We start from the raw sequence: 6,791 nt of genomic DNA on the forward strand, positions 1-6,791 counted from the left end.
TTCTTCTCAATTCTATAAACTGCCCTTGATGCTTTTGTTTCATTTCCTGCTAAATCCACTGCTTTTATTTCAAATTTGTTATAACCAAGTGTTAATGGAAAATCTTTAAAGAAAGTGCCATCATCCCTCACTTTTACTTCAATACCATTTATAAACAATTTAACATTTTTTTCTGTTGTTCCTGAAATTGTAAAAGATTCAGTTGATACTTTATATACTGATGGTATATTTAGTGTTAAAAATGGAGGTGTTGTGTCTCTTATAATTTTTATTGAATAATCTTTTCTATTTCCTGCTTTATCAATTGAGACAAATTTAAAAATGTTATCTCCCTCATTCAACTTTACAAAAACCTTAAATGAACCATCTTCTTTAACATCAATATCTTTGCCATCTAACAAAACTTTTGCTCCTATTTCTGTTTTTCCTTCAATAAAAAGTTCTATTTTGTTTGTTATAAATTCACTTTCAACATTAAAAATAATTTCTGGTGGAATTGTATCTATTTTTATAGAAAATTTAATTTCAATTTCTTTATAATCATCAAATGAGTAAATTTTTATTTTATCAACTATTTTATCTCCCTCATTAAAAATTGATGTATCAATTGTTCCTTCAATCTCTTCCTCTCCATTAAATTCATATTTATTTAGTTTTATATAATTTGGAGTAATAATTTTTCCACTGCCTTTAACTATAAATTTAAAATTTATTATTTCTCCCTTTTCTATTTCACCAAAATCAAAATTTTTATCGCTTAGTTCAATTTGAGAAAATTTTATAACTTGAATTCTATGATTAAATGTATCAGCAACATAAATTATTCTATCTTTAACAAAAATTCCTTCTGGTCTTAGAAATTTCCCTTGATCCTTTTTATAAAAATTCTCATCAAAATTTTGTGTTATAAATCTTAAAAAAGGGCCTCCTCTCTCTCCAAATGATCTTGTATAAATTCCATCAAGAGTAAAGAAATCTAGTCTCCCTCCTTCACTTAAAACAACAATTTCACTTTCACTATATCTTGCAATTGAAACTGGATAAGATAAAATCTCTTTTCCAAAACTTTTTATAAATTTGCCATTTTTATCAAAAATATGAACCCTATTTCCATATGTATCACAAACATAGACTCTATTTATATCATCAAGAACAATTATTCCTTTTGGACCATATCCAGAGACACCATATTTATCAATAGTCATAGAGGAAGTTTTTGTAAATTGACCATCTCCTGAACCTATTCCACCAAATTTAAATTTAAACTTTCCATTTTCATCAAAAACCTGAACTCTTGCATTATAATCAGTTACATAAGACCAATTATCACTTCCAATTGCAATAGAAAGTGGATACATAAACTCTCCATTAGCTCCACCCATTCTTCCAAATGATCTTAAATATTTTCCATCTTTATCATAAACTTCTACAACATGACTTCCAGTATCAAGAACAAAAATCTCATCCTTTGAGTTTACTGCTATTCCAAGTGGATATTGAATTTTTCCTGGTGCAGCACCAAAAGATGAGAAACTTTTTAGATAGTTACCATCTTTATCAAAAAGAGAAATTGTTGATGTTCCAGAATTAGCAACAACAATTGTTCCATCACTTAAGGCTGCAATACTTTGAGGAAAATAAAGTGGAGATTTGACATCTTCTCCAATTTTATTTATGATGTTTCCATTTAAATCAAGTATATATATTTTTTCATCTTGAGAGTTTGAGATTATCATATAATTTTCAAATTTTTCTATACACTCAGGTTTTCCAAAATTTTCTTTGACTTTTTTTATAAATTTTCCATTTCTATCAAAAATTTGAACTCTTCCAGTGCAACTCTCAACAATCCACAAATTCCCATTTTTATCAAATGAAAAAGAGTTTGGACAATATAAATTTCCATCTTGAGTTCCAACTGTTCCAAAATCAAAAAGGTAATTTCCTTTTAAGTTAAAAACTTGAACTCTTGCATTTCCAGAATCAAGAACATAAACTTTATCTTCAAAGATCTCTATATCAAGTGGTGTCTTAAACTCTTTTTTTCCGCTTCCACTTTTTCCAATTATCATTTTGAGTTCATTATCAATTGAAAAAACTTTTACTGTATCATCACCTCTATCTGTAATCCAGAGGTTAAAATTTGAATCCATTGCAATTGAAGTTGGCATCATTTTTGGATATTCAATGAAGAAACCTGCAAAATCTCCATTATGTCTAAAAACTTTTACTTTACTTGAAGTAAGATCGCAAACATAAATGTAATCTTCATCAACAAAAAGAGATGAAGGATTAACAAAAGTGTTTAAAGATTCTCCAAAACCACCAAAACTTAAAAGAAGATTAAAATCTTTATCAAAAACAAGAACCCTAAAGTGCATTGAATCAAGAACAAAAAATTTCTCATTGAAATATTTTATATCTTTAACAGAATAGAAATTTTTGTTCCCTGGTCCATATCCTAAAACTTTAATATTATCCTGTGAAAAAGATTTTTCAAACTTTACTACACTAAATAATAAAGATAAAATAATAAAGATAAAAATTATTTTTCTCATATTTTTAATTTTATCAAAATATCAAAAACAAAAATATCTTTAAAATTTTTAATTTAAACCCTCTAATAATTCTCTACCTAAATCTCTTGACTTAATTAAACTTAAATTTATTGAGGATATTTCATTTATCTCAACTTGAAATATAAGATTTTCCTTATTAATTATGAAATTTTCATTATAAATTTTTAAAATAAAAATTTTTTCATCTTTTTCTAAATCAAAAACATGTAAATAATATTGTTTATCAAATTCTTCACTGTAAAAAAGTAAATTTTCTAAAATATAAATTTTCTTAGGCACACCAATTAACTTAATCTCTTCTAATAATTTGCCTTCATTAGTAGAAAGAATTAGTATTGAGTTATGAGAATTTATTCCGATGTATTTTTCTGTAGCCCATAATAAGGAAAAAGATTCATTTAAGTTTTTTTTCCATAAAATATCACCGTTTAGATTAAAGAGAAAAATCTTGTTATTTAAATAGAAAAGGATTTTATCTTTTGAAAATGAAAAAAAATTATGAACCAAGTTTATATTTTTACCACTTTCATCAATTTTAATAATCTCCTTTCTTGAGATAAGTTGACCATTTTTACTATCTATTTTAATAAGAAAAAGCTTATTATTATAAATTTGTAAAAAGAAAAGAGAAGAACCGCTTGAATTAATGAAATATAGTAAATCTCCATTAAAAGTAACTTTCCATTTTATACTTCCACTATTCAAATCAAGATAAGAAATATCAAATTCTTTCAAATCTTTACAATTAGGGTATATACCTATTGCAAAATTAGAATTTAGAGGAAGATAATTTAAATATTTAGAAACTGGATTTAATTCTGAATCAAATACAAAAAGATTACAGTTTGTTTGAATAAATAATTTTTCATCATATACATTTATATCTCTTATTTTTAGACAGATTTCATTTTTAATTTTTGTATATTTTGATCTCTCTAAATCTTTATTTATATCCTCTGGAAGAGGTATCATATCTTTTATTTTTGGTGGGTTTGGGAAATCTCCAAAAGAAGGGTTATAAAATAAAGAATCTGTTTCTTTTGTAAGTTTTTCATTTTTTTCACATACTCCATTTATATTATAAATAAACCATCTATCATTAATTTTTTTTAATAGATATGTATTATAAGTGTGGATAGAGGAAAGATGGATTCCTGGTATATATTTACAAGGAAAAATCCATTCAGGAGGTATTTCTTCAAAAGGAAAATCAACTTCTTCTACTTCATATTTTTTTAAATATAACTCTTCAATATAAAAGCAAGCCAAATCTTTCTTTTCATATTCACCATAAAATCGTAAAAAGATTTTAAATTCAGAAGAAGAATTTGATATATCATCTACCCAAGAAATTTCAAGAAAATTTTCTTTCAATTCATTTATAATATTATCAATTAATTTTTGATTGATGAAAATTTCTTTAAAAGTTTCTTTAATTTTCTCCTTCCTTTTTTCAAATGTTTTAAAACAGTGAGATTTTAAAAGATATTCTTTTGCTTTTAAATATAAATTTATAATCTCCTTTGGTGAATATTTTATATTCTTATCTAATTCGATAATATCATTATCCTCCTCTTTGCATGGAAGATTATTTGTATCGATTTCTTTTAGATTAATCTTTGAAATTAATTCACCATTTTTAGAATTTAAAATCAAAATTTGAGAATCATTTGTTTTTAAATATACTTTATTATTAAATATTTTAATTAGAGAGATATTTTCATTAAATTCTTTAGAAAAAAGAGTTGGGACCTTTTTTAATTCAAAAATATGCTCATTTTTGCCAAAATTAGAAATTTTTAGTATTTTTCTTAATGTAAAATAATTTTCTTTCTCTATTTCAATTTGATATTCTCCTGGGAAAAGATTAATATTAATTGGGGTTTTTCCTTTATATTGTGAGTTAATATATAACATAGCATTTGATGGTATTGTATCTATTTTCAACTTTGTCTCTTTTTTACATCCATTAGTAACTAATCCCATTAACCCCAAAATAATCAAACATATTAATATCTTTTTCATTTAACCTCCTTTTTAATTATATAAACTTAAAATTTTACTTTATGGACAAACAGATGAACTATGGCATCCACACTCACAATAACTACAACCTCTTGGATCTTGGACAAAATAACAACCATAAAGATATGGATCTTTTGAAATACCATTTTGTATCATTTCAAAATGTAAATGAGGTCCTTCTGAATTACCAGTATTATCAGATTTAGCAATATATTGACCAGCATTAATAAAATATGGAGGATTTAATATTGGTACACTATTTTGTGCAAGATGAGCATAAAGTATTTCCCAAGAATTATCCTCATATCTTAATATTTTTATTCTATTTCCATATGGTCCATAATCACCATATTGATTATTTGGTACTGATTGTATACATTCAATTATATAACCTGTAAATCCAGCATATAAATTTGTGCCTGTTGGACATGTAAAATCTGTACCCTTATGACCATTATAACTACAATAACCACCCCTATAATCTTTATAATTAGAAGTTGTGTCATTATCAAAATAATAACCAGGTACAATATGAAAATTACACCAATGAAAAGGGTTATATATAAATCCACCTGATCCTCCATTTACTGATACTCTTGCATATATTGTAGATAAAACACTACCTCCTTGAGTTGATCTTGATTCAATTTTGAAATAATATTGACCATTTGCAACTATATTACCACTATCAGACCTTCCATTCCATGTAATAGTTTGTTCATTTGAATTTGTAATATATAAATTAGTATAGAATGTTTTTCTTATTTGATTTTTATCAAAATTAACAATATAGGCACTTACATATTTTGGAGGATCTGTTATTTTATATTTTATAGTATATGTACCACCATTTGTTGGATTAAAAACTGGTGCAGAAGGGCATGGACTTTGTTCATATGTTATTTGTACAATACTTGTTACATTATTTATTATAAATATTGAAATAAACATTAGCAAAATTGTGAAAAAGGTCATCTTTTTCATCTTTTACTCCTTATGGTGCAAAATATATTGGAGGTTTTATTTCTGGTGGCAGTATCTCTGGATTTGATCCATCAAGATTGATTATTACAAGTCTTCCATCTCTGTTCTCATATATTATCCTTCCATCTGGAGTGAATCTTGCATAAAATCCATCATTTAAATTTTCAATAAGTGTTATTAATTCAGTAGTTTCTTCTAAAATATCATAGATAATTATTTGTAAATTTTGCCATGATATATTAAAATCAGAATTTAATGGGTCATTGCTTTTTCTTTTTTGTTGAGGTATCAAAGAGTAAATTTTATTTTCTTTTATTAATATATCAAGTGTTGCACTTGAATAACCATTGCCTAAAAATTTAACTTTCCCATCTAAATTTATTAAATAAAAACCACTTGTTTCAGATTTTAGTACTTTATTTTTTTTAGGATCATATATAAAAGGTTGGGCAATTTTCACAAGAATATTTTCATTGTCGAACCAACCCCATACATTGAAAACATTGTAGATATCTTTATTTAAAATTTTGAATTTATTTTGATTTAATAAATATATGCCAACACCTTGTATTTCCCATAAATCTTCACCTTTATAATTTTCTGGAAATGTTGAAAATGATATTTTATTTCCATCAGGAGACCAAAAGATGAATGGTTCACCAGTTCTTTTTTTCCATAATAAATTACCTGCAATCACAGTGTAATCTTTTACAACCTGTCTTTTATTTGATCCATCTATATTTACTAACCATAATCCAAATGTATTTGTAACATAAGCAATAATATCATCTTTTGGGGATCTAACTGCAACAATTACATTTTTATCTATAACAATAGGTAGTTTTTCTCCAGTTTCTTTATTTATCCTATATAAATTCCAACCAGAAATAAAAAAATCTTGTGATTGTCCTGGAGTTAATTCTCTCTTTCCTTCAGAAATAATTAGCCATTTCCCATCAATTGATTCTCCAAAAACAACTTCTGCTTCTGGATTTCCTGGTATAGAAATAAAACTACTTGATTTAGTATCAAGTAATTTTATTTCATGACCAACTACAATTGGTAATATGGTTTTTATCTCTGTGTTAGCTTTATTTTCTGTCTTATTTATTAGTTTATGATTATAAATTAAATATAAAATACCTATAATTAACCCCAAAATAATCAAACATATTAATATCTTTTTCATTTAACCTCCTTTTT

Annotated in this window: 4 protein-coding genes; all 4 read right to left on the reverse strand. The window is 25.4% G+C overall.

Annotated features, from left to right (window positions below; all coding sequences use genetic code 11):
* On the reverse strand, positions 1 to 2,558 hold a 2,558-nt coding region (locus QMD25_07010), incomplete at its 3' end, for a 6-bladed beta-propeller (protein MDI6861732.1).
* A gap of 48 nt (positions 2,559 to 2,606) precedes the next feature.
* Entirely contained in the window at positions 2,607 to 4,604 is a 1,998-nt protein-coding gene (locus QMD25_07015; GenBank protein ID MDI6861733.1) for a PEGA domain-containing protein, read from the reverse strand.
* Positions 4,605 to 4,643: 39 nt separating this feature from the next.
* Positions 4,644 to 5,588, reverse strand: a complete 945-nt coding sequence (locus tag QMD25_07020; protein ID MDI6861734.1) for a peptidoglycan DD-metalloendopeptidase family protein — start codon at positions 5,586 to 5,588, stop codon at positions 4,644 to 4,646.
* A gap of 10 nt (positions 5,589 to 5,598) precedes the next feature.
* On the reverse strand, positions 5,599 to 6,777 hold the full coding sequence (locus QMD25_07025) for a hypothetical protein (GenBank protein MDI6861735.1): 1,179 nt from the start codon (positions 6,775 to 6,777) through the stop codon (positions 5,599 to 5,601).
* Between the last annotated feature and the right edge of the window lie 14 nt (positions 6,778 to 6,791).

The sequence above is a fragment of the Caldisericia bacterium genome (assembly GCA_030018355.1).
GTDB lineage: Bacteria > Caldisericota > Caldisericia > B22-G15 > B22-G15 > JAAYUH01.